Origin of the sequence: Shinella sp. JR1-6 (genome assembly GCF_004284735.1) — a bacterium.
Taxonomy (GTDB): Bacteria; Pseudomonadota; Alphaproteobacteria; order Rhizobiales; family Rhizobiaceae; genus Shinella.
This window is the reverse complement of record NZ_SHMI01000007.1, coordinates 172,314-195,830: the sequence shown is the minus strand read 5'-3', so window position 1 is coordinate 195,830 and position 23,517 is coordinate 172,314. Positions and strand designations below refer to the sequence as shown.

Below are 23,517 nucleotides of genomic sequence, written 5' to 3'. Positions count from 1 at the left end.
CATGAGCACCTCATCCTTCCTCCCGGTCGTGGCGATCGTCGGTGGCGGCTTCAGCGGCGCGGCGGTCGCCTACCACCTGGCGCGCGCGCTGCCGGTGCATGCGGCGCGCATCGTCGTGTTCGAGCCCCGCGCCCGGCTCGGTGGCGGCCTTGCCTATGACACGGACGAACCGGTTAACCGCATCAATGTGCCGGCCGCGCGCATGTCGCTTTTGCCGGAGGATGGCGAGCATTTCGCCCGCTGGCTGCGGGTGACCGGCTATCTTGCGACGGACCCCGATGCCGAGACGGCGGACGGCCATGTCTTCACCCGTCGTTCGGCCTTCGGCCGCTACGTCGCCAACCAGCTCGCACCGCTCCTCGCCAGCGGGGCGGTGGAGCACCATCGCGGCCGCGTCGCTGCGATAACCCGGCAGGAGGGCGGCGACTGGCGCATCGCGGCCGCGGACGGCACGGTGCTCTTCGCCGACACCGTCGTCATCGCCACGACCCACCCGGCGCCGCGCGCCCCGGCCGTGCTGGCGCATGCCCTTGCCGGACATCCGGGCTACATCCCTGATGCCACCGTGCCCGGCGCGCTCCGGCGCATCGGGGCGCTCGACCGGGTTCTCGTCGTCGGTGCCGGCCTCACCGCGGCGGATGTGATCGCCGCGCTCGATGCCCGCGGGCATCGCGGCCTCATCACCGCCGTCTCGCGCCGGGGCCTGCGTGCCCGCGGGCACGATCTTGCCGCGCCTGCGCCGTTCGGCAATTTCACCGCCCCGCCCGCCCGCTCGGCGCGCGCCCTGCTCCGCCGGATCCGCCAGACCGTCGCCGAGGCCGGGGCGCAGGGCGTCGGCTGGCATGCGGTCATCGACCGGGTACGGGCGGAGGGCGGTACGATCTGGCGCGCGCTGCCCCTCGCCGAGCAGCGACGGCTCCTGCGCTTCCTGCGGCCCTATTGGGATGCGCACCGCTTCCGCATCGCCCCGCAGGTGGAAGCGGTGCTGGAGCAGCGCCTTGCCGAGGGAACGCTCGCCTTTCGCGCCGGCTCGATTGCGGCAGCCGAACACGACGCTGCGGGCGGCCTTGCCGTGCGCCTGCGCCTGCGGCACGGCGGAGGCTTCGAAGACGGCCGTTTCGATGCGGTGGTGGTGACGACGGGGCCGGGCCACGAGGCGGTGCTGGAAAGCCAGCCCTATCTCTCCGGCCTTGCCGCCGCGGGCCATGTGCGGGCGGACCCGGTGGGTCTCGGCCTGCTGGTCGATGAGCAAAGCCGCAGCGTTGCCGCCAGCGGCCGGCCTTCCGGCACGCTCTTCGTTGCCGGCCCGCTGGCGCGCGGCACGTTCGGCGAGCTGATGGGCCTGCCGCAGGTGACGGAGCACGCCGTGCTCGTCGCCCGCGCAATCGCCGCCAGCCTCCCCGCCGCGCAGGTGCGTGCGCACGGCTAGAGTTTGTCAGGGAAAAGCGGAACTGCTCTGAGCGCGCCCTCCCCTCCCCTGCCGCGGGGAGGAGAGGGGCGGAGGGTCAACCCCGCGCTTCCTCAACCAGCGCCAGCGTCCCGAGCCGCGCAATCAGGCGGTCCGCCTGCGGTGCGCCGAGATTCGCCCTCAGCGCTTCGGGCCACAGATCGAGTGCCATCAGCACGGTGTCGCGCACCCCCCGCTCGATCCAGTCCGGATCGAGCCCGAGGAAGTCCGCGACGCGGCGAAAGCGGCGCAGGGTGACGGCGGAAAAGCCGTGGGTGCCGACGAAGCGCAGCGCCAGCTGGTCGTCGGGCGCAAAGAGCACGGTCGGCACGATGTCGTAGGCCGGCGACAGCCGCACAGCCCCGCCTCCCGGAAACAGGAAGGACCAGTTCTTCAAATGGTTGTCGCCATTGCCGATGAGCACGTCGGCGACGATGCGGCGGATGCCCTCCAGCACGTCGGCACGCCAGTCGGTGCTGAAGCGGCGGATCATGTTGAGGATCGTCTCGTAGGTCGCCATCGTGTATTTGCGCTCGCCGACGGCACCGACGACCTGGCCGGCATCCTCCATGTGCAGGCGCTCCCCCTCCCCCGGCCGGTCGAACCGGTCGACGGCGAGCGCCATCGCGCCACCCGAAAGCAGGCCGGCAGGCAGGCCGTCGATCTCCCCCACCGGCACGAGCCGGCAATCGGCCGTCGTCACGCCGATCATCCGGCAGAGCGTCATGGCGGCGAATTCGGCCTCCGGCAGGCCGGGATAGCGCGCCGTGGGCACCTTGAGGATCGCCCGTCCCTCCCCGCCCCGCGCCGGCACGGTCAGCCGGGCGCCGGCGGGGGCGGCGGAGAATTTCAGCTGCACGCCGGCCAGTGAGAATTTGACCAGTCCTTCCGGCTGCGGCAGGTCGAGCCCGGCGAACCGTTCGAGATGGAGGGGACCGGCGGTCTCGGGCGGCGCCGTCTCTGATGTCACCAGCACGGCGCCCGGCAGGTCGCCGCCGAGCCGCGTCAGGAGATCGAACTGGTCGTGCCGGCCCGGGCCCATCTCGGCGAGCACGAGGTCGCGCAGCGCGCCCTCGGGCAGGAGACCGGCAAACCACGGCGGCAGGTGGCCGTTGAGGCCGATCTTGTCGCCGCGTGCGGCGAGCCGGCCGCGCGTCGCCGCCTCGTCGCCCGGCACCTGCCAGCCGAGGCTCAGCACCGGCCGCGCCGGATCGCGCAGATAGGCCTCGTCGACGATAAAGGCCGTCGCCCCCTCCCCGTCGCGCGACAGGATGCCGACCCGCCGGGGCCGGCCCGCGGGATCAAGGAGGTGCACCCCGAGCACCGCCGCGCGCACCATTACGCTTCTCCGTCGGCAAGGTCGATGAAGACGTCGTCGAAGGCGGTGCCGTCCGGGCGCGCGGCGTCTTCTTTCGGTCCGGTGGGCGCCAGCAGGGCCTGCACCGCCGCCAGCCGTTCGGCCGGCACCAGCACGGGCGAAAGGTCGAGCGCATCGCAGATCTCCAGGAGCAGCGCCAGCCGGTCGCGCCCGAGACGTCCCTGGATGAGGTCGCGCTCCAGCTCCGAAATGCGCGCCCGATCCCGCCCCAGCCGCGCCGCCAGCGCCGGCTGGGTGAGGTCGCGGCTCTTGCGGGTGCGGCGCAGCTGCGCGCCCAGATTTTCGGCGACGGAGGATTTCATGCGGAAAGACGCTCTTTGCTGCAAAACAAGCGGATTTTCGCATACCATGGAACGGGCTTACAAAAAAGCGGAATTCCGCTTTTCCTGGCGCAGAGAGCGGGATTCCGCTTTTTTGGTACCCTTGCATGCCGGCATTCTGCGCCGTTCCCGGAGTGCCATCCATTGCCGCGCCTGTTTTCCTCCATTGCTTGCTCTGCGTTGCGGTAAGGAGTGCCACGCGGCTGTCCCGGGCGGCTGGGGGCCCCAGCGGCACATCGCGGTTTGGCGCCCTTTGCGACGTGGCGGTCGGGCTGGTCTGCCGGAATGGTCGACCCGACCATGGTGCTGGCGTTTTACACCATCGGACGCGCCCGCCAGCCTGGCGTACTGCTCCCATCGGGGCCGTGCCGAGTTGACAGCTGGCAACCAAATGGTGTCCCACGCCCCTATGCCTCCGACAAGGAAGCGCTCTTGCCGAGGGGCTGGAGCTGCCGGCACAGGACAGGAAGAAGGATGCGGCCCCGCTGGTCATCGCTGCGATGCGCGGGTGATCGCTGGAGCGCGTTGGCGGGTGTTGCTGTACGCGCGTAGGGTTCCGGAATGTCAAATCGGCGGGTCGGCGAATGGCGGAACGCCACTACCGGCATTGTCAATGCCGCGTATCGGGGCCGGCATCTCGTCCACGTCTCACCTCGCCCGGCAGCCGGTGTGTTGACAGCTGTCAACGCGTGCCATCGGCCTCGATGAGCCTGTAGCCCCGCCGCTGTTTCTGCACCGCCAGCCGGTCCGCATCCCGGCAGGCGGCGGCGAGGGTTTCCTTGGCCTCCCTGCGCTCGCGGGCATAGACGCCGATGCGTCCCCATTCGCGTATCAAGAGCACGGTGCCGAAAAGATCCCGCGTCACCGTCAGGCGGTAGAAGCGCTGCATGTTGCGGGTCGCGTCCCGGCGTTCGAAATGGCTTGACCTCGTCTCGTCCATGGGGCGAGTCTCGCCGGCAGGGCGAATCCCGTCCAACGCATTTTTGGAATCGATGGCTGCGCATCGATTCATGATGCTGATGGATCGCGCGGTTGACAGCTGTCAACGGAGCGCTTGAGCAAGGTGGGAACGAGAATCGGCAGGCGTGGCTGACGATTCGGCTGCGGCCCGGCGCAAAGCGCCTCCGACCTTGCGCGAGACGGAGTCAGAATCCGGTGGATGACGCGCCACCGGGAACCGCCAGAGTCCTGATTCCGCGGGATTCCGGCCCTCACCCGCCAGGGCGTCGTTAACCAAAAAACGCTTGACGCGACTCGGAACCTGTCCCACCGTCTCTTACGGAACCGGGCGAAGATTGTGATTTTCGCCGTAACTGCCGAAAGCCTCTGTAGATTTCTTTGTCCCCGCATATCCCCGGGGGTGAGAATCGGAGAAACTATAGGCAAGCCGGTCTGCCGGACCATGAGGGGCCGCGGATCGGGGAATGAACGGAGACTGCCGATGGCCAAGCCGTCGCACACAGCCCTTGGAGAATCCATGTCGACGCTTCGCCCGGCCGACGAAACCATTGCGGAAGACGCACAGGCGCTGTCCGTGCAGCTCCAGGCCATGCGCGACCGGCTGTTTCCGCCGACTTCGCAGAAGACGCTGCGCAGCTTCACCTCGGGCGAGGCGGCGCGGCTGATCGGCGTTTCGGACGGCTATCTCAGGCAGATATCGCTGGCGGGCGAAGGACCGGAGCTGGCGACCGGTCCGGGCGGCCGGCGCATGTATTCGCTCGCCGATATCGATGCGCTGCGCCATCACCTCGCCGAACAGGCGCGCGCCAAGGGCAATGCGGCAAAGGCCCGTTCCTATGTGAAGTGGCGCGATCCGGCGCGTGGTGAACACCTGCAGATCATCTCGGTCACCAATTTCAAGGGCGGCTCTGGCAAGACGACGTCCACGGTGCATCTAGCCCAGCATCTCGCCATGACCGGCCACCGGGTGCTTGCCATCGACCTCGACCCGCAGGCCTCGCTCTCGGCGCTCTTCGGCTATCAGCCGGAACTCGACCTTGCCGGCAACGACACGATCTACGGCGCGATCCGCTATGACGGCGAAGCCCGTCCGCTGTCCGCCATCGTTCGAAAAACCTATTTCCACAATCTCGATCTCGTGCCGGGCAATCTGGAACTGCAGGAATTCGAGCATGCGACGCCGCGTGCGCTTGCCGAGCGCCGGGCAGGGGAGGCGCACGGCCTGTTCTTCACCCGCGTGCAGGCGGCGCTCGCCTCAGTCGCTGACGACTACGACGTCGTCGTCATCGATTGCCCGCCGCAGCTCGGTTATCTCACGCTCTCGGCGCTCTGCGCCTCCACCTCGGTCATCGTCACCGTGCATCCGCAGATGCTCGACGTTGCCTCGATGAGCCAGTTCCTGTTCATGACCTCGGATCTGCTCGGCGTGGTGCGCGAGGCGGGCGGCCAGCTCAATTTCGATTTCCTGCGCTATCTCGTTACCCGTTACGAGCCGCATGACGGGCCGCAGGCGCAGATCGTCGGGTTCCTGCGCTCGCTCTTCGGCAACCGCGTCCTGACCTCGACCATGCTAAAATCCACCGCCGTCTCCGATGCCGGCCTTACCAAGCAGACGCTCTACGAGGTCGGCCGAGAGAATTTTTCCCGCGGGACCTATGACCGGGCGATGGATTCGCTCGAGGCGGTCAACCAGGAAATCGAACAGCTCGTCCACAGCGCATGGGGTCGCACATGATGACCGGCCGCGACCGCAAGAACTCGATCAAGGCGCTGTTCGGCGGGGATATCCTGCCCGCCGGCGCGGAGCGTGCGCCCGAGACGAAATCGCTCCCCGTCGCCGAGACGCCCGCCACGCCGGGGCGCACGTCCTCCGGCGCCGTCAAGGCGATGGGGCTCACGCTGTCCTCCATCACCCGCGAGGCGGAGGAGGCACGGGTGCTGCGCCAGGCTCTGGAAGAGGGCGAGCGCATCGTCTCGCTCGATACCGGGCGGATCGACGTCTCCTTCGTCAGCGACCGTCTCTCCGACGAGGAGCGCGACGATCCGGACTTTCTTGCGCTTGTCGAGAGCATGCGCGAGAACGGCCAGCAGGTGCCCATCCTCGTGCGCCCGTCCTCAGCCACGGATGGGGCAGGCGAGAGCGAAGGCCGCTACCAGGTTGCCTACGGTCACCGCCGCCTGAAGGCGGCCCGCCGTCTCGGCGTCAAGGTCAAGGCGGTCGTGCGGCCGCTCACCGATGACGAGCTGGTGCTCGCGCAAGGCAAGGAAAATGCCGAGCGGCGCAATCTGAGCTTCATCGAGCGCGCCCTCTTTGCCCATACGCTTGTCGGCCGCAGTTTTGAGCGCAGGCTCGTCTGCGATGCGCTGGCGGTGCAGAAGAGCGAACTGTCGCGGCTGCTGCAGGTGGCCGATGCGGTGCCGCTGCGCTTTATCCGCGCGATCGGCCCGGCGCCGAAGGCGGGGCGCGAGCGCTGGATGGCGCTCGGCGCGCTGTTTGCGAACGGCAACGGAGCGGAGATCGAGAAGGCGGACGACGAGACGACCTCCGCGCGCTTTGCGACGGCAGCGAGCGACGAGCGCTTCCAGATGCTGTTTGACCGCCTGCTGCGCCCGGCGCAGAAGGCGCCGGCTGCTGCTGAGGAGATCGTCCGGGCTGACGGCGCGCTGCTTGCCACGGTCGAGCGCAAGGGCAAGGCGGTGCGTCTTTCCTTCGCGAAAGATGTCGATCCGGCCTTCATCGCGGCGCTGAAGAGCCGCCTGCGGGAGGATTATGCGGTCTTTCTTGCCGAAAAGGCGGGGAAGGACTGAGCAGGTAAACACCTGATTCGGCCGCGTGAGCGGCTGGCAAACACCTGAGAAACCAGCGGAAGGATACGCGGAGACAAGAAAAAAGGCCCCCAAAACGTCACCATTTCGGAAGCCCTCTTCTATGTAGCAATTCGAGAGAATCACTTCCAACAGTCAAAGTCAAGAGTCGTCCGGCCCTGTTGCCGCGCGAAACGAAGACCTTCGTCTGCCTGATGGCCGGCGTTGACGGGACCTTCTTGCCTCGGAAAAGGGGACCCGACAATGATGGAGCAGATTGCAACGACGCCTTTTGGCGGCGGACGGATGAGTGCGCGCCTTTTCCTGAGGCAGCGCGCGACAACGGAGCGACAGGAGAAGCTGCGTGCCGGCGAAGGCGGCAACGACACCGGGCGCGCCGACAAATGGCAGCTCATGCGCGCCGTGACGGAAGCCCGCCGGGTCTACGGCATCGGCGACCGCACGATCAGCGTGCTGGAGGCGCTCGTCTCCTTCGCCACGGAGCGCGAGCTCGACGGCACGGCGCCGATCATCGTCTTTCCTTCCAATCGCGAGCTTTCGCTGCGCGCGCGTGGCATGGCCCCGGCGACGATCCGGCGCCATATCGTAGCGCTCGTCGAGGCCGGCATGATCTTCCGCCGCGACAGCGCCAACGGCAAGCGCTTCTGCCGCCGGGACGAGGCGGGCGCGCTGGAGGATGCCTTCGGCTTCGACCTGGCGCCGCTGGCGCTGCGGGCCGGCGAGATTTTCGAGGCGGCAGAGACCGTGCGGGCAGAGGATCGTGCTCAGCGGGCCCTGCGCGGCGAGGTGACGCTGCACCAGCGTGACATCGCCAAGATCGTTGCCACGGCCCTGGAAGAGGGCAGGGCTGGCGACTGGCTGGATTACGCCGCACGTCTTGCACAGCTTGCCGCCGGGCTTGGCCGCCGCGCTGCCTGCGATCTCCTGGCCGATCGGCGGGAGGCCTTGCTGCATCTTCGGGCCGAAGTGGAAAACGCTTATCTCTCAAGCCTTTCGGAAGAAGAAATGAGCGGCAGTGACCTTCAGACTGAGCAGCATATACAGAATTCAAACATAGACCAAAAATTTGAATCCTATAGCCGAGAAACTCAAGAGGTGAAGGCGGTGAACGAAGCACGACCGGCACCGGAGCAGAAGATGGCGATCAGCCTTGCTCGGCTGGTCAAACTTTGCCCCGATATCGCCGATTACGGACGAGATGGCGTTACCAGCTGGGCCGATCTCCTGGCAGCGGCCGACCTCGTGCGCTCGATGCTCGGCATTTCGCCTGATGCCTGGCGCAAGGCCAAGGCTGCGATGGGCGAACAGGCGGCCGCGGTGGTGATCGCCGCGCTCCTGCAACGGGGTGAAGCCATTCGCTCGCCCGGCGGATATCTTCGCGATCTCACGGAAAAGGCGGGTCGCGGGGCGTTCAGCATCTATCCGATGCTGCAGGCGCTGGAACGGGGGCGGTCGGTCGGGGATGACTGATGCAGCCGGACGGCAGGCTGAAAAACTCGGCAAGCTTTTGACTGAAAACGGCAATCCGCATTGAATTGCGCGGGCGGCTATCATAGTTTCTCCAAAAATGGCGCCAATTCCGCGATCGAAGCAGGGCGGCGCGCGGTCAGAAAGCGGGACGGACGATGCGGGCGGCACAGACGGAAGCGGCAGTCGAGGCGGAGGAACGGGATGTCACGGATCTCCTGTTGCAGGATATCCTGACGGGAACCCTGCCGGCAGGCACCTGGCTGAAGCAGATCGACCTCGAACGCCGCTACGCCTGCACGCGGCCGGAGGTGCGCCGGGCGCTCGACCGTCTGTCGCAGAAGCGGCTGGTGCAGCACATTCCCAACCGCGGCTACCAGGTCTACGAGGTCGACGATGCCCGCACGCAGGAGATCAGCGACATCCGCGTGATCCTGGAGACGTCCGTTGCCGACCGGATGGTCGCTCATGCGACACCCGAGGCGATCGAGACCCTGCGCGGCCTTGCCCGGCAATTCGACGACATGTCGTTTCGCGGCACGATCATCGAGCACTACGACGCCAACCTCGCCTTCCACCGGGCGCTGCTGCTCCTTTCGGGCAATCTCGAACTTGTCGAACTCGTCGCGGAAATCCGCCAGCGCACGGCCTCCGCGCCGGTCTCCCAGTGGCGCACCCGCGCGCGCATCGAACAATCCGCCCGCGAGCACCACCTGATGGTCGATGCGCTGGCGGCCGGCGATGTCGCGGAGCTGAAGCGGCTGATCGAAATCCACATCCGCCAGGCGCCGATCCGCAGCTGAGTGGCGAAAAGAGCCGGAGCAGGCGTGCTGCTCCGGCCGGCCGTCAGGCTTTCAGGCGCAGACGGGCATTTTCGAACGGCAGGCCTTCGTCGTCGCTCGGCCGCCGGGAGATTTCCGCAAAGCCGAGGGCGCCGTAGAAGGCAAAGGCCTCGGCATTACGCGTATAGACCTCCAGCACCAGCTCGCCCTTCAGGGCAAGCGCCTCGGCGATCAGGGTGCGCCCGATCCCGCGGCCCTGCTGGCCCGGCGCGACGAACAGGCCGCCGACGAAGGTGTCGAGCAGGCTGATGAAGCCGACGGGCCTTTCGCGATGGCAGGCGACGATGGTTTCGGCTGCGGGCAGGTAGGTCGTTTCGATCAGCGTCTGCTGCGCACGCAGACGCGGTTCGCCCAGGAAGGCATGGGCCTTCAGCGAGGCGTCGAACCAGATGTTGGACAGGGTCTTGAGGTCCGATGCCGGGTCATAGGCACGGAGAATGATGTCGTTTTTCACGAAAACTCCACAGAAAGATGGATGTGCAAAGAGGATCGGCATCCGGGATGCCGGGCAGCACCGCATAGGGCGGCTCAGACGGGACCTCTGCGCATAAATCTCCTTCTCTCGGGAGCCTCCGCTGTAGGGTAGCCGCGACGGGCTGTCAACAGACGGCCGCTCGCGCCCTGCAAGCCGCCCGTTTCCGGGATCCTTGCAGGGCGCGTTCGATCAGGGATTTGCTCTTGCCGGCTTCAACCGGGCATCAGCGCGGCGTCAGGTCGAAGCCGAACCACTTTTCCGACAGGCGCTTGATCGTGCCGTCGTCCTTGGCGGCGGTGATGGCGGCATCGAACAGCGCCTTCAGCTCCGGATCGCTCTTGCGCAGGCCGACCGAGCTGCCGGCGCCGAGGAACCCGCCCTGGAAGCGCGGGCCGACGATGGCCATGTCCGCATTGGCCGGCTTTTCCGCTGCGGTCATCAGGTAGCCCATGGAGGCCATGACGAGATCGACCCGGCCAGCGATGAGGTCGAGGTCGTGCTGCTCGGTCGTCTTGTATTCCCGTACCTCGACGGCGCCCTTCAGGTATTCGTCGATGAAGCGGGCGGCGATCGAGGCGCTCTGCACGCCGATGGTCTTGCCTTCGAGCAGCGGCTTCAGGTCTTCTGCGGCCTTGCGGGCGCCCGCCTCGTTGGAGGCAAGGGAGAAAAGCTCGCCTTTCATCGGCATGTTTTCGAGGTCGCTGCCCTTCAGGGTGGCAAAAGCCTGGCCGGTGCTGCCGTAGGACAGCGAGAAGTCGATGACCTCCTTGCGCTTTTCCGTCGCCGACATGCCGGCCATGATGGCATCGAACTTGCCGGCGTTCAGCGCCGGGATGATGCCGTCGAAGGCCTGCGGCACGATGGTGCATTCGACCTTCATATGGGCGCAGAGAACCTTGCTGAGCTCGATCTCGTAGCCGTCGAGCGTGCCGTCGGGCTTGGTGAGGTTGTAGGGCGGGAAGGCGCCCTCGGTGGCGATCGTCACCGTCGTCCACGTCTTCTCCTCCGCCATGGCCGCGCCGGCCGTGACGGTCGTGGCGAGGCCGAGGGCCGCTAGGGCGATCTTGGCTGTGTTCTTCATGTGCATTCCCCTTTTGTTTGGTGGTGGTGGCGTTTTGCGGCTGAAATGCGCTCAGGCGCTGATGAACTGTCGGAACCGGGCGGATCCGGAGCGGGTGAAGACCTCGTCAGGCGTGCCTTCCTCCTCGATGGCGCCCTGGTGGAGGAAGACGACGCGGTTCGACACGTCGCGGGCGAAACCCATCTCATGGGTGACGACCAGCATGGTGCGGCCTTCCTCGGCAAGGCCGCGCATGACGCGCAGCACCTCGCCGACGAGTTCGGGGTCGAGCGCGGAAGTGGGCTCGTCGAACAGCATGGCCTTGGGCCGCATGGCGAGTGCCCGGGCGATGGCGGCGCGCTGCTGCTGGCCGCCGGAGAGGTGGGCGGGATAGTGGTTGCGCTTGTCGGCGATGCCGACTTTGGCCAGCAGCGCCTCGGCTTCCTCGATCGCCTCGCGGCGCGGGCGCTTCAGCACATGGACGGGTGCCTCGATGACGTTTTCCAGGACGGTGCGATGGGACCAGAGATTGAAGCTCTGGAAGACCATGCCGAGTTCGGCGCGGATGCGGTCGACCTGCCGCGCATCGGCCGGCCGGCTGCGGCCATCTCCGGCGGCCTTCAGGCGGATTTCCTCGCCCGCGACGCAGATCGAGCCGGAATCGGGCACTTCCAGAAGGTTGATGCAGCGCAGCAGCGTCGACTTGCCGGAGCCGGAGGAGCCGAGGATCGAGACGACCTCGCCCTCGCGTGCTTCCAGGCCGATGCCCTTCAGCACCTCGATGGGGCCGAAGCGCTTCTTCAGGTCGCGCACGGCGATGGCGACGGGCGGTGCGGTGTGGGTCTGGGTCAAGGGGTTTCTCCCGAAAGGGCGGCGGAGGAGGGCAGGGACAACGGCCGGCGCTGCGCCGGGCTCAGCCGGTGTTCGAGCGCGGCGACGAGCCGGGTGAGCACGAAATTGAGCACGAGATAGAGCGCGCCGGCGACGACGAAGACCTCGATCACCCGGTAGCTTTCCGAGATGATGCGCGCCGCGACGCCGGTGATTTCCATCAGCGTGATGATCGAGGCGAGCGAGGTCGCTTTCACCATGGCGATCATCTCGTTGCCGTAGCCCGGCAGCGCCTGGCGAATGGCGAGCGGCAGGACGACCCGGCGGAAGATCATGAAGCGCGGCATGCCGCAGGCACGCGCGGCCTCGACCTGGCCATGCGGCACGGAGAGCAGGCCGCCGCGGATGATCTCGCTGGCATAGGCGGCCGTGTTCAGCATCAGCGCCAGAACGGCGCACCAGTAGGGTTCGCGCAGCACCGGCCAGAGGAAGGAGTGCCGCACGGCCGGAAACTGGCTGAGGCCGTAGTAGATGAGGAAGATCTGCACCAGAAGCGGCGTGCCGCGGAAGAGGAAGACATAGAGCCGGGCGGACCAGTCGAGCAGGAAAATGCCGGAAAGCCGGGCAAGTGCCAGCGCGAGGGCAAGGCCCGCGCCGAGCAGGATGGCGGTTGCCGCAAGCTCCAGCGTCAGCGGCAGGGCGCCAAGCAGGCTGACGAAGGTTTCCCAGAGAAAGACGATGTCCATCAGCCCCTCCTGACGCCGCGGGAGAACCGGCGCTCCGAGGTGTGGAGCAGAAAGCCGGACAGGGTGGATATGGCGAGGTAGATCAGCGCCGCGATCAGGTAGAAATCGAAGGGCAGGCTGGTGGAGCCCGCGCCGATCTGCGCCTGGCGCAGCAGCTCGACGACGCCGGTGACCGAGACGAGAGCGGATTCCTTCAGCACCACCTGCCAGACATTGCCGAGGCCGGGCAGGGCATGGCGCAGCGTCAGCGGCGCGACGACCCGGCGGAATTTCAGCGCCCGGCCCATGCCGCAGGCGGTTGCCGCCTCCAGCTCGCCGGGATGCACGGCGCGGAAGGCGCCGCGAAAGACCTCGGTCTGCTGCGCGCCCGAGGTGACGCCGACGGCAAGGGCGCCGGCCAGAAAGCCCGGGAAGCTGACGAAACCCTCCGCCCCGAACAGCCGCCCGACCGCGCTGACGACGGCACTGCCGCCGAAATAGAAGAGGTAGATGACGAGCAGGTCCGGAATGCCGCGCAGCACCGTCGTGTAGGTTTCCGCGGCGAACCGCACGGCCGGCCCGCCGGAAATCTTCGCCCAGGCGCCCGCCGTGCCGATCAGGCCGCCGATGAAGAAGCCGGCCAGCGCGATGAGGATCGTCATGGTGGCGCCGGCGGCCAGCGCCTGGCCCCAGCCGTTCGGCCCGAAGCTTACGAGATCGAGGATGCTGGGTTGGCTCATGGCGAGAAGGGTCCCCGGCCCGCCGGTATCGAGTTTGGCCATCTGTTCATTGTGGTGTGTCCGCCTGACGAGGGCCGGATGGGTCCTGAAAGACCCACCCGGCGGGCTCGGTTCACTGGTAGGAAGGGGTTAGATCAAGCTTGCTCCATTTCGTGGAGAGGGCGCGAATGACACCATCGGCAGCGGCCTGCTTGATCGCCTCGTCGAATTTGGCTTTCAACTCGACTTCGCCCTTGCGCATACCCATGGCGACTTCCGTCGCCAGCATTGCGCCTTTCACCAGCGGGCCGGTCATCGCCAGGGTCTCGTTGCCCGGCTCGGCAAGCATCTTCGTGCCGTAGACGCCGCTGTCGAAGCCTGCGTCGAGGCGGCCAGCCTTGATGTCGAGGTCGCGTTCACCCGAGCTTTTGTAGGTGCGGACCGTGACGGCGTCGCCGAAATACGCGTTGATGAGCTGCTCCTGACTGGTCGACTGCACGACACCGATCGTTTTGCCTTCGAGGCGCTTGCCGATCTCCGCCATGACCGGCTCAGCCTTTTGCTTGTCGTTGAGATTGAGGCGTTCTCCCGTCATGGGAAGTTCTGCGACCGGTCCGTCCCTGGCAATCAGGAACGTTGCGACGCCACTGGCGTAGGGAACTGTGAAGTCAACGACCTTCTTGCGCTTCTCGTTGATGCCGAGCGTCATGACGAGGTCGAATTTCCCGGCATTCAGACTGGGAATGAGGCTCGTCCACTCGCCCGTCTGCAACTCGCATTCGACCTTGGCGCGGGCGCATATGTCCTTGATCAGGTCAACGTCGAAGCCGGACAGTTGCCCCTTCGCGTCGAGCGCATTCCATGGCGGAAATGCACCCTCTATGCCCACCCGGACATGGGTCCAGTCCTTGGCGGCGGCCGTAGACGCCGCAAGGGCAATGCTGCTCAGGAGAATTGCCGATATCCATGCATTCCGTTTCATCTTTCCGTTCCCTTTTTATTGCCGAATGTCTCTCGGTTGTGCTGCGGTGAAATGATGCGTTTTGTCAGCGTTCCCTGCGCTCGATGAGGGCGGCAAGCACCGCCTGTGCCTCCCCAAGGCTATGGGTGACGAGATTTCTGCTTTGTCGTGCGGAGACGACATGGAAGGCGGTGTCCGCAGCGTCTTCGGAGAGCTCTGCGAGCGCGCGGAGGCCGGAAAGCGAGGGCCAGGCAGGATGCGGCAGGGCGCTGTCATGGCTGAACCGATTGCCGCTCGTGTAGTTGATCGGGACGAGGGCACGCGACACACGCATCAGGGCGCGGTCGATCTCGGCCCGCTGGCCTTCACGCGCGCTCTTGGCCATTTCGTTCACGGTTCGGGCCGCCGCCTCAAGCGCATCGAGGCGGCCGAGCAGACCGGTGATATCAAGACGGCCATCGAGGCCGGCTACCAGCGCCGAGAGTTCCGAACGCATCGAGGCGGTGAAGGCCGTATAGTCCAACGGCAGGACCGGATCGATGAGCAGGCGAGACAGCACGGCCAGGACGATTGCCGTATCGCGATCGAGGTTGTCGAGGTCCATGTGCTCGATCAGGTCGTGCGGCGTGTGCCACCACCAGCCATGGGCCGAAGGGCGCTTCACGCCGCCGGGAGGGTGATGGCTGATGCTTCCGAACATCGAAGGTATTCCGATGCCCCAGAATGACTGGTCTGCAACCCGCTGGTGGCGGCGCCCCGCGTGAATCTGGCCGGACACCGCCTCGATTTCCTCGGCGGCAAGCGTCTTCAGCTCGTCGATGACCGCCGAGTTTGCAAGAACGCTTGCCCCCGCGCCGCCGGTCGAATCGACGTTGACATGGACGGCGCAACGCCGGTTGAGTTCATCCCAGTGTTCATCCGCATACCAGGCCGATCCGGAATAGCGACCATGGGAGTGCCCGGACCAGAAGCAGAGCCTGAGGCCGCGCCTCCACAGGTCGCGTCGCTCGGCAAGCAACCGCGCTGTTTCGAGCATGGTGGCGTTGGCGCCGCCATTGTCCATGACGCCGTAGTGCCATGTGTCGTGGTGGCCGGACAGCAGAACGAACGGATGGTCGGTGTGCTCCGCGTTCGCCGGCGGCAACTCGGCGACAAGGAGCGGCGTCTTTCGCCAGCCGGTATCCACCTCGGCCCAGAGCTTCACGGATAGGGTTTCATCGTTCAGTGAGCGCGCCTTCAGGGCAGCCCCGTCATCACAGGCGATGGTGCAAACGACCGTGGATGGCAGCAGCGGCCGCGTTATCTGCGAAGGATTGCCCCATACCGGCGAAACACACATCTCGTAGAGATGTTCGTTTGGGCTGATATGGATCTGACCCACCGCTCCATGAAGGGCAGCCAGTGCGGTTACTTGTTCGTCGGCGATCCCGTCGACCAGAACAACCTTGCCGGAAACGCTGTTCGAGGCGAAGGACACAGCGCTGCCGTCGCCGATATAGACAAGCGGTGCGCAAATTCCCTCGGCCGGGGTCGAAAGAGACATGGAATGCGTGATGCATCGCAGGCCTTCGCCCCCGACCTCGATGCGGGCACGCCCGGGCAGGCTGATATAGGCGTCGTGGGCGAGGAGTTCCGTCCGGTAGCCGTAGGACGCCATCTCCCGTTCGAGATAGCGAAAGCTCTCGCGCTCTTCCGTTGTGCCGGAGAGTTTGATGCGGCGGGCGAACTCTTCGATATGTGCGGCGAGGCGCGCGCGGTCGGGACGAGGCGGCTTACGCATTGGACTTCACCGGCAGTGGCGGATCGACGTCGTCGGGGATGGGGTTGACGAAGGGCGTGCCGTCGAGCCGGGCGGCGTGATCGGCCTTTGCGGCAGCGATGAGGGCGGGATCTGCGATGAGGTCGAGGGCCGTTGCGGCCATCACCTTGGCGGCGTGTTCCATGCCCCTGTGGGCGGCGGGCAGCTTGCCCTGCGCCACGAGTTGCCAGGAATGGCCGGGCGTGCCGATCGCATAGGTCGCCCCGCGCATCTGCACCGTCGGCACGACCCAGCTCACCGTGCCGACATCGGTGGAGCCGACCAGCGTGCCCGCGCCGCTTTCGGGCGGAAAGATCGTGTCGCACAAGGCCACGCCGCGCCGCAGCTTCAGCCCGAAACGCTCGAAGGCCGAGGCGATGTCCTCGGCGGTGAAGGTCTTCTGGAAGGCTTCCGCCGTGGCGCGGTCGGCCGCGTCGAAGGCCGGCGGGCCGAGCCGTTCGAGATGGCGGTGCATGAGGGTCTCGAGCGGCGTGTTGCCGACGAGATTGGCATCGCCGCTGACGATCTGGCTCGTGACGGCCGTGCCGGTCATCATCGCCGCGCCCTCGGCGACGGCGCGCACGCGGGCCGAAAGGGCATGCAGTTCCGGCAGGCTGCGGGCGCGCACGAGATGGCGCACCGAGGCGCGGGCCTGCACGACATTCGGCGCATGGCCACCAGCGTCGGTGATGGCATAGTGGATGCGGGCGCTGGAGGGCATGTGCTCGCGCAGATAGTTGACGCCGACATTCATCAGCTCGACAGCATCGAGCGCGCTGCGCCCGAGATGGGGTGTGGCGGAGGCATGGGCGGCACGGCCGGAGAAGTGGAAGTCGATCTCGTTGCAGGCGAGCGAGACGGGATTGTTGACGCCGGCAAAGGGCGCCGGATGCCACGATATCGCGATGTCGACGTCATCGAACAGGCCGGCGCGTACCATGAAGCCCTTGGAGGAGCCGCCCTCCTCGGCGGGGCAGCCATAGTAGCGGACGCGTCCGGCAAGCCCGTGTGCCGCAAGATAGTCCTTGACCGCGGTGGCGGCCATCAGCGCGCCCGCGCCGAGCAGGTTGTGGCCGCAGCCATGCCCGTTGCCGCCGGCAACGAGCGGCCGCTCCTCGGCAAGCCCCGCCACCTGGCTGAGGCCCGGCAGCGCATCGAATTCGCCGAGAATGGCGATGACCGGCCCGCCTTGCCCGGCTTCCCCCATCACCGCCGTCGGCATGCCCGCCATGCCCCGCGCGACACGAAAGCCTTCCGCGTCCAGAACCGCTGCATGGGCCTCGGCGGCGGCATATTCCGCATAGTTCGTTTCGGGCGTGTCCCACACCCGGTCGCTGAGGTCGAAAAACACCGCCCGCTTCGCCTCGACGAGGCCCCAGATGGCATCGGAATTCATCATCACGTCTCTGCCTTGCAAATGGTATCCAAGATTGGCGCCAATTTACGATAACATTTTTGGATACGCAAGAGGGCTGTGCTGTTGTCGGCAGGAGACGGCTGCGGGACCTTGAGCATTTCCAGCCGAAGCGGGACCGCTTCGGCGTCGGACAATGCGGAAAAACAAGGAGATAGAAGGCCTCCAGTGAACCCGCTTTCACCGGAAATGCTTTGGCGCAGGGGGCTGGGGGAGGGGAAAACACACTGCCTTGCGTTGGCGTCCCGTCCGTTTCCAACATTGCGGTCTTCCCCGGCATGGAGAAAAGAGCCGGTTGGCGAAGGGGACACAGCCGCCCCGTCCTTGGGGGAGGGGGACGCCCGGCACGCAGCGTGTTTGGTCACCCGGCCGGCAGGTCCGGCCTGGCGTGGGCCATTTCGGTATGCTGTGCGCCGGAGCCGAAACCTGCCGCGCTCATGCGCGCCATGCAAGGATCGTCATGATGAGCGGCGTGCCGAGCACGACGCCGACGATGGAGAACAGCGGCCCGTAGAAAAGGGCGCTGAGGGGGATCCAGGACAGGCACTGCGCAAGGCCGCCCGCCAGGCAGCTGTGCGTCCCACCCTCGAAAAGGCTGTAGACCGGAAGAAACAGACCCGCGACGGCGAGGCTGGCGCAGAAGGCAAGGACGGCCGACAGGAGAAGGAGGCTCAGGGATCTCATTGCACTGGACTACAGAGGGTTCCCGCCCCGATCAATGACGGCTTTTGCCTTCTTGGAAGATCCCCTCACGGAAAAGGCGGTTTCTCCGGACCGGATGTTGCCGTCCCGCCCGCAAGATCCGCTGTTTCCCTAGCGGTTTTCAACATATTCCAATCGATACCAGTCGATGAGGCCGGTGCGGAAATGGCTGGCTGCGGCCCGGGACCACATCGGCGTGTTGTGATCGCCAACGACCATGATGTCGAGGGGCGGCAGGTCCGGATCGGCGGCGATCGCGGCGACGGCGTCGAACACCTCCATCCAGATTTCCGTCAGCTCGCACGGAATGCGGTCGGTTATCCGGGCCTGAGCCGAATTGCATGCCAGGGGGCCGTTTTCGACGGGAACATACGGCAGATGGCTGTTCAGTGTGAGCCAGTAGACGAACTTTCGCTGGCCGTTCGAGGCGGCAAGCTCGCGATGGACGCGTTTTCCGACATCACTGTCGCAGAGCCCCTTCAAAGCGGATCCGCATTGGCGGGTAAACTCGGACGGATGATCTCTCTCCAGGTCGTCGCGAAAGTTCAGTGTCTTAAGTCCGATGCTCGGATACCAGTCTCGCAGGGCAAGGAGCCCGCCCTTGAAACCATCATAGCTGATCGTCGCGAAGCCGGCGTCGGCGAGCCTGAAAGGAAGGCAATCGTAGCGTTTATCGGCGAGATAGTCGGTGAAAGTACCCCATCTGCCGCACAGTTCCCGGGAGATCGCGCCGCTGGTGGAGCCATAGTGCGCGTTCACGCCGTGTGTCAGCTTGAACTGGTTCCCGGCCGCGTCACGCAGCTTGTTTTCAAGCAGGCTGCGCTCTTGCGGATCCGCGAAGGCCCCCATTCCCTCGACCAGCACCAGCAGCACGTTTCTGTCGTTGCGAATGATCATGTCCGACGTCAGGTTCGCCTGCTGCATTGCGCTCTCGAATGCTGCGGGCTTGCCGGGTTTGTACAGATTGACGCTTTGGTCGATCCAGATGACCGCCGCGACCGCGATGATCAAGGGGATGAGCGATGCGGCGCGCAACCTGTCACGATAGTGGTTGATCAAATAGGCGGACGCCAAGGCAAGGACGATGAACCAGACCGTGCCGGCGACATAGAGGAAGGACGCGCCGATATCGATTTCCGTCAGGAAGCGCAGGGAGGCGAGGGAGACATCGAAGGGCATGTCGAACATCAGGCATATGATGACGAAACCGTCGATCGCCGCAGCCAGAAGAAAGAGCAGGTAGCTGAAGGGCCTTGGCAGGGCGAGCGAGAGGACGGCCGCGGCAAGATAGATGGCCGGACTGGGCAGGCGCCGCACGATCAGCCATGGCGATGCAAGGATAAAGAGCGCGTTCGGAAGAACTGCGATCAGGAGAACGGCCAGCCAGGCATCACGATCGCGCAGCTTTTCGAGGTAGCCGCCAGGGCGTGATTGATAGTCCACGGACGGAGCGGCCATGAATGATCTCCATTGTTGGGCGGCTCTCTAACATGGTTCAGTTAAAAGAATGGTTTGTCGGTGCGGGCATGAGGTCCATGCGGCCCTATTAATTTAGCAATGTGTTAACCAGATCGATTCCGGGGATATATACGCTTCTGTGCCACGCTTGACGCCTGTAGATCTCGGAATCCCGGGGTCCTGGCCTCGGTGGGGAGCACGTGCAGCGCGCTTTGACGGTAAGTGACTGGTTGGAACGAAGCGGATTGCTCCGCCTCGATCAGCGTCCGTTCCTGGAAGACAACTTCATCTTCCGGAGCAACCGGGAGGAGGCGTGGCATTCGGAATTCTCGGAAGCGTCGCTCGATCATGGCGCGGCGAAGGTCGGTGGCACGGTGTCCCTGAAGAATCCTGGCAAGGTTGGTATCGGCACCTGGGAGATCGATTCCGACGCGAGCGCCTTCAGCGATCTCGATATCTTCGATTTCGGCTGGTATACGAACTGGCGGCCCGATCCCCTGTCCACGCCGCAGGGCAAGGGACACGCACAGGGGCTTGCCGATGCGCGGTTCGTGCCGATGATCTGGGGCAAGACGGACCTCAGCACCACGAACATCAAGGCGCTGAAGGACACGAAATCGGGTTATCTGCTCGGCTTCAACGAGCCCGACAACAAGGACCAGTCGAACCTGACGGTGGCGGAGGCGATAAAGCTCTGGCCGAAACTGATGAAGACCGGCCTCACGCTCGGCTCGCCCGCCGTCACGACGCCCGAGACCCTGGGCAAGAACTCCTGGCTCGGCAAGTTTATGAACCTTGCGGACAAGAAGGGGTATGACGTCGATTTCATCGCCGTCCACTACTACTCGGAAAATCCGAGCATCGGGGAATTCAAGAAATTCCTGAAAAACGTTCAGAAGGCCTATGACAAGCCGGTCTGGGTGACGGAATGGGCCCTGGTGGACTGGGACAATCCCGACCGTTTCAGCACCAAGCAGATCGCCGCTTTCGCCGATGCCGCAACGCGCATGATGGACAGCCTCGACTTCGTCAAGCGCCATGCCTGGTTCGGGGCCTATGACGGCGGCGACGGCTGGCACATCAACACGCAGCTGCTGGATGCCGATGGCGACCTGACGAAGGTCGGCAAGGCGTTCTACGATCTTTTGCTCTAGAGTTTGTCAGGGAAAAATGGAACCCGGTTTTCCTGACAAGACAAACGGAAACAAAGAACTCTGGAGCCAGTCAGGTTCGGTATGCAGCTGACTGGCTCCAGACGCTGGTCGCCGTCCTCCGGCGGCTCTCAGAAGAGACCCAGCGTGCGCAGCATGCCTTCGAAGGTTGCCGGTCGCCCACCGTCCTTGCCCGCATGCCCCTTGGCCAGCACAGGCCTGTGATCCTGCGTGTGCTTGTAGATGTTGCTGGGGCTGTAGCCGAACTGCTGCGTGAAGGCACGGCTGAAATTTGCCGGGGAATCGATTCCGATCGCGGCGCCGATCTCGGCAACCTTGCGGCTGTCGGACGGGTCCGACAGCATGGCGTGCGCCGCCAGCAGACGGCGGCGGCGGATGTAGTTGGCAACGCCGCCCGATGTTTCGAACAGCTCGTAGAGCCGGGTCCGGGAGATTGCCAGCTGCTTGCAGAGTGCTTCGGCGGTCAGATCGGGCGAGGCGATATTGCCCGCGATGAAACGCCTTGCGCGCGCCATCAGCCCCATGTCCGAAACCTGATCCCCACCGGCGTTGCGTTCCACCAGCGGTGTTACCGCCTCGAACACCATTTCGCGCAGGCGTTCCTTGACGTTGTTGAGGTCGTCATGCGTGAGGAAGCGCAGATTGGCCTCGACGCTGGCGACATAATCCGCCAGCAGCCGGACCCGGTGGCCGCCGAGCACGACATTGTTGCTGGCTGCCGGCAGACCTCCGTGATCGGAAAACAGATCGACGGGGGCGATCAGGCCGATCGATTCCGTGGCCAGCTTGCGCCCGCGGAACGGGCGGCCAAGCGAGCGGATTTCCACCAGCCCCGGCTCGTTCCTGGCAACCCGGCCATCGACCTCCGTCCAGCTCTGGCCTGAATGCAGAAAAATGATGTGCCAATGATCGAGGGGGCTCAACCGGACCTTTTCGGGCAGGCGCGCGTAGCCGACGGCCGGGCTGCTGTGCTGGATCATCAGCATGCCGCCAAGGTTCCACACGCTCTGTTGGGCGGAAAACCCATCCTCGGGATAGACATTTTCGGGCAGATGCACGTCGAGCAGGGGGGAGATGTAGTCCTGCCAGGCGGCGAACTGCTGGGGCGGCGGCAGGTCGCCGGTTGTGAAATCCAGCGGGGACAGCACGCCATTCTGTGCTTCCTCGACGCCGAGCGGAGGCTGCGTTACGCGCGCAAAGCGCCTGCGTTCGACAAAATCCGGCCCTGACCGAGTGTCAACCATTGCTCTGACCCTGCTTACCCCAACCTGTTGGGGTGCTTGTGCCCCAACCGGCCTACAGCGGTTCGTGTTCGGCTCTCCGTACGCTTTTAGGGGCGTCTGTTGCGGAGAGAGCATTGAAGTAACGGCAATCTGTCTTCAGTAGCGATAAATCCGGGTGTGCTTTTCGTCGTGCACAACCATGTATAACCGGAAATTTAGAACCCCTCAATAGTACTATTTTTGTGCTTTCTGACCTGTGAAAAATGACTTCCCCGCTTGGTTCTCATGCGATCCTGTCTGCGGATCTCCCTCTATTCATTTAGGGCATTCTTAAATTCGAGGCATTCTTGCGAACCCGACGCAGTTTCCGCAGTTTTTCGGGCTCATTCCCGCTCCGGTACAAAATCCACTCAAATGAACTGGGTATATATCCAGCCTGGTTTTCCGAAAGTGGAGAAAGAATCTCATCTCAAAAGAATGGATAAATTGGAAAGTTTTCGGATTCGCTGATATTGCGCCACTATATTTGAATATCCTATAACAGGAAAAGAGTTAATAAAGCATGAAAGTCGCGCAGATACTGATCTGTATTTGCTGAGGTTGCCCCTTTGTATTGGAGTATGCTGTGGGTAAGCCATATAAATCTTTCACTTTCACCACGAAATTAAAAGTCAACCGGCGTATTCTTGTGGCTGGTGGTGCCGGATTCCTCGGATCACATCTTTGTGAGCGCCTGCTGAAAGACGGAAACACCGTCATTTGCCTGGACAATTTCTCTACGGGCCGCATGGATAATCTGCGCCACCTGCTGCGCTACGACACATTCAGCTTCATTCGCCATGATATTGTCGAGCCGATAGACGTTGCGGTCGATGAAATCTACAACCTCGCCTGTCCCGCCTCGCCGCCGCATTATCAGGCCGATCCGGTCCATACGATGATGACCAGCGTGCTGGGCGCGCTCAATCTTCTCGAGCTCGCCGCCCATCACAAGGCGCGGATCTTCCAGGCGTCCACGTCGGAGGTCTATGGCGACCCCCATGTGCATCCGCAGCCCGAGAGCTACTGGGGGAACGTCAATTCCTTCGGCCCGCGCGCCTGCTACGACGAGGGCAAGCGGTCTGCCGAGACGCTGTTCTACAGCTTCCACCAGCAGTACGGTGTCGATATCCGCATCGTGCGCATCTTCAACACCTATGGCCCGCGGATGCGGGCCGACGATGGTCGCGTCGTCTCCAACTTCATCGTTCAGGCGCTGAAGGGCGAGGATATCACCGTCTATGGTGATGGCTCCCAGACCCGCTCCTTCTGTTATGTCGATGACCTGATCGAAGGCTTCTACCGGCTGATGAACAGCCCGGCCCCGATCCACACGCCGGTCAATATCGGCAATCCGGGCGAATTCACCGTCAAGCAACTGGCCGAGCAGGTTGTCGCCATGACGGGGTCGTCCTCCAGGATCGTGTATCGCCCGTTGCCGGTCGATGACCCGCACCAGCGCAAGCCTGACATCACCATGGCCGAGCGGGGGCTCGGATGGGCGCCGACGGTGGCGCTTGCGGAAGGCCTGAAGGCGACGATCGCCTATTTCGAGCATCAGTTGGCTCCTCCCGCCAAGGAATTCGCCGTCGTCGCGTAGATACGGCGGGTAATCTGAACCGAACCACATCCGCAGTGACGCTATCACTCCCGCGCATGGCCGGGGCGTGGGCCGTCGCGTGTCGTCGAGAAGGCACTGG

General features: G+C 64.8%; 21 protein-coding genes. 7 read left to right on the top strand and 14 right to left on the bottom strand.

Annotated features, from left to right (window positions below; all coding sequences use genetic code 11):
* The first annotated feature begins 1 nt into the window (after position 1).
* Entirely contained in the window at positions 2-1,429 is a 1,428-nt protein-coding gene (locus EXZ48_RS15235; protein WP_130516793.1) for an FAD/NAD(P)-binding protein, read from the top strand.
* Positions 1,430-1,505: 76 nt separating this feature from the next.
* Here EXZ48_RS15235 and EXZ48_RS15230 read toward each other — a convergent pair whose 3' ends face one another.
* The 3 genes from EXZ48_RS15230 to EXZ48_RS15220 all read right to left on the bottom strand — a co-directional run bounded on the left by EXZ48_RS15230 (position 1,506) and on the right by EXZ48_RS15220 (position 4,085).
* Positions 1,506-2,786: a type II toxin-antitoxin system HipA family toxin gene (locus EXZ48_RS15230; protein ID WP_130516791.1), complete on the bottom strand. Its 1,281-nt coding sequence runs from the start codon at positions 2,784-2,786 to the stop codon at positions 1,506-1,508.
* Positions 2,786-3,127 (bottom strand): helix-turn-helix domain-containing protein, encoded by a 342-nt coding sequence (locus EXZ48_RS15225; RefSeq protein ID WP_050744271.1) that lies wholly within the window; start codon positions 3,125-3,127, stop codon positions 2,786-2,788. Before EXZ48_RS15225 ends, EXZ48_RS15230 begins: the two co-directional genes overlap by 1 nt.
* Before the next feature lie 700 nt (positions 3,128-3,827).
* Positions 3,828-4,085 carry a WGR domain-containing protein gene (locus EXZ48_RS15220; RefSeq protein WP_130516789.1) on the bottom strand — a complete coding sequence of 86 codons (258 nt, stop codon included), beginning with the start codon at positions 4,083-4,085 and terminating at the stop codon, positions 3,828-3,830.
* Positions 4,086-4,586: 501 nt separating this feature from the next.
* Between EXZ48_RS15220 and repA the strand changes: the two genes are divergently transcribed.
* From repA to EXZ48_RS15200, 4 genes are all read left to right on the top strand, one after another.
* Complete coding sequence (gene repA / locus EXZ48_RS15215; protein ID WP_037409490.1) at positions 4,587-5,840, top strand: plasmid partitioning protein RepA; 1,254 nt, start codon at positions 4,587-4,589, stop codon at positions 5,838-5,840.
* Positions 5,840-6,913, top strand: a complete 1,074-nt coding sequence (gene repB / locus EXZ48_RS15210; RefSeq protein WP_130516935.1) for a plasmid partitioning protein RepB — start codon at positions 5,840-5,842, stop codon at positions 6,911-6,913. Before repA ends, repB begins: the two co-directional genes overlap by 1 nt.
* Before the next feature lie 261 nt (positions 6,914-7,174).
* Positions 7,175-8,401: a plasmid replication protein RepC gene (repC, locus tag EXZ48_RS15205; protein WP_130516787.1), complete on the top strand. Its 1,227-nt coding sequence runs from the start codon at positions 7,175-7,177 to the stop codon at positions 8,399-8,401.
* A 155-nt stretch (positions 8,402-8,556) separates the two neighbouring features.
* On the top strand, positions 8,557-9,201 hold the full coding sequence (locus EXZ48_RS15200) for a GntR family transcriptional regulator (protein WP_023516987.1): 645 nt from the start codon (positions 8,557-8,559) through the stop codon (positions 9,199-9,201).
* 43 nt (positions 9,202-9,244) lie between these two features.
* Here the strand turns inward: EXZ48_RS15200 and EXZ48_RS15195 are convergent, their stop codons facing one another.
* From EXZ48_RS15195 to EXZ48_RS15150, 10 genes are all read right to left on the bottom strand, one after another.
* On the bottom strand, positions 9,245-9,736 hold the full coding sequence (locus EXZ48_RS15195) for a GNAT family N-acetyltransferase (RefSeq protein WP_130516785.1): 492 nt from the start codon (positions 9,734-9,736) through the stop codon (positions 9,245-9,247).
* A gap of 202 nt (positions 9,737-9,938) precedes the next feature.
* Entirely contained in the window at positions 9,939-10,796 is an 858-nt protein-coding gene (locus EXZ48_RS15190) for a transporter substrate-binding domain-containing protein (protein ID WP_130516782.1), read from the bottom strand.
* A gap of 51 nt (positions 10,797-10,847) precedes the next feature.
* On the bottom strand, positions 10,848-11,627 hold the full coding sequence (locus EXZ48_RS15185) for an ABC transporter ATP-binding protein (protein ID WP_130516780.1): 780 nt from the start codon (positions 11,625-11,627) through the stop codon (positions 10,848-10,850).
* Positions 11,624-12,352, bottom strand: a complete 729-nt coding sequence (locus tag EXZ48_RS15180) for an ABC transporter permease (RefSeq protein ID WP_130516777.1) — start codon at positions 12,350-12,352, stop codon at positions 11,624-11,626. Before EXZ48_RS15180 ends, EXZ48_RS15185 begins: the two co-directional genes overlap by 4 nt.
* The gene (locus EXZ48_RS15175; protein WP_037404989.1) at positions 12,352-13,071 is read right to left on the bottom strand and encodes an ABC transporter permease; all 720 of its coding nucleotides are present in this window, start codon (positions 13,069-13,071) and stop codon (positions 12,352-12,354) included. The genes EXZ48_RS15180 and EXZ48_RS15175 overlap by 1 nt, the downstream gene beginning before the upstream one ends.
* A gap of 112 nt (positions 13,072-13,183) precedes the next feature.
* A complete protein-coding gene (locus tag EXZ48_RS15170) occupies positions 13,184-14,032 on the bottom strand; it encodes a transporter substrate-binding domain-containing protein (RefSeq protein ID WP_130516775.1) in 849 nt (282 codons plus the stop codon).
* Positions 14,033-14,096: 64 nt separating this feature from the next.
* Positions 14,097-15,791 (bottom strand): M28 family peptidase, encoded by a 1,695-nt coding sequence (locus EXZ48_RS15165; RefSeq protein ID WP_130516773.1) that lies wholly within the window; start codon positions 15,789-15,791, stop codon positions 14,097-14,099.
* Entirely contained in the window at positions 15,784-17,208 is a 1,425-nt protein-coding gene (locus tag EXZ48_RS15160; RefSeq protein WP_130516771.1) for a M20 family metallopeptidase, read from the bottom strand. The genes EXZ48_RS15165 and EXZ48_RS15160 overlap by 8 nt, the downstream gene beginning before the upstream one ends.
* Before the next feature lie 450 nt (positions 17,209-17,658).
* The gene (locus EXZ48_RS15155; RefSeq protein ID WP_130516769.1) at positions 17,659-17,907 is read right to left on the bottom strand and encodes a hypothetical protein; all 249 of its coding nucleotides are present in this window, start codon (positions 17,905-17,907) and stop codon (positions 17,659-17,661) included.
* 129 nt (positions 17,908-18,036) lie between these two features.
* Positions 18,037-19,383 (bottom strand): hypothetical protein, encoded by a 1,347-nt coding sequence (locus tag EXZ48_RS15150; protein WP_130516767.1) that lies wholly within the window; start codon positions 19,381-19,383, stop codon positions 18,037-18,039.
* Between the two features lie 245 nt (positions 19,384-19,628).
* Between EXZ48_RS15150 and EXZ48_RS15145 the strand changes: the two genes are divergently transcribed.
* The gene (locus EXZ48_RS15145) at positions 19,629-20,537 is read left to right on the top strand and encodes a glycoside hydrolase family protein (RefSeq protein ID WP_023512717.1); all 909 of its coding nucleotides are present in this window, start codon (positions 19,629-19,631) and stop codon (positions 20,535-20,537) included.
* Positions 20,538-20,665: 128 nt separating this feature from the next.
* Here EXZ48_RS15145 and EXZ48_RS15140 read toward each other — a convergent pair whose 3' ends face one another.
* Positions 20,666-21,799: a helix-turn-helix domain-containing protein gene (locus EXZ48_RS15140; RefSeq protein WP_130516765.1), complete on the bottom strand. Its 1,134-nt coding sequence runs from the start codon at positions 21,797-21,799 to the stop codon at positions 20,666-20,668.
* 604 nt (positions 21,800-22,403) lie between these two features.
* Between EXZ48_RS15140 and EXZ48_RS15135 the strand changes: the two genes are divergently transcribed.
* Positions 22,404-23,417 carry a UDP-glucuronic acid decarboxylase family protein gene (locus EXZ48_RS15135; protein WP_130516933.1) on the top strand — a complete coding sequence of 338 codons (1,014 nt, stop codon included), beginning with the start codon at positions 22,404-22,406 and terminating at the stop codon, positions 23,415-23,417.
* The last annotated feature ends 100 nt before the right edge of the window (positions 23,418-23,517 follow it).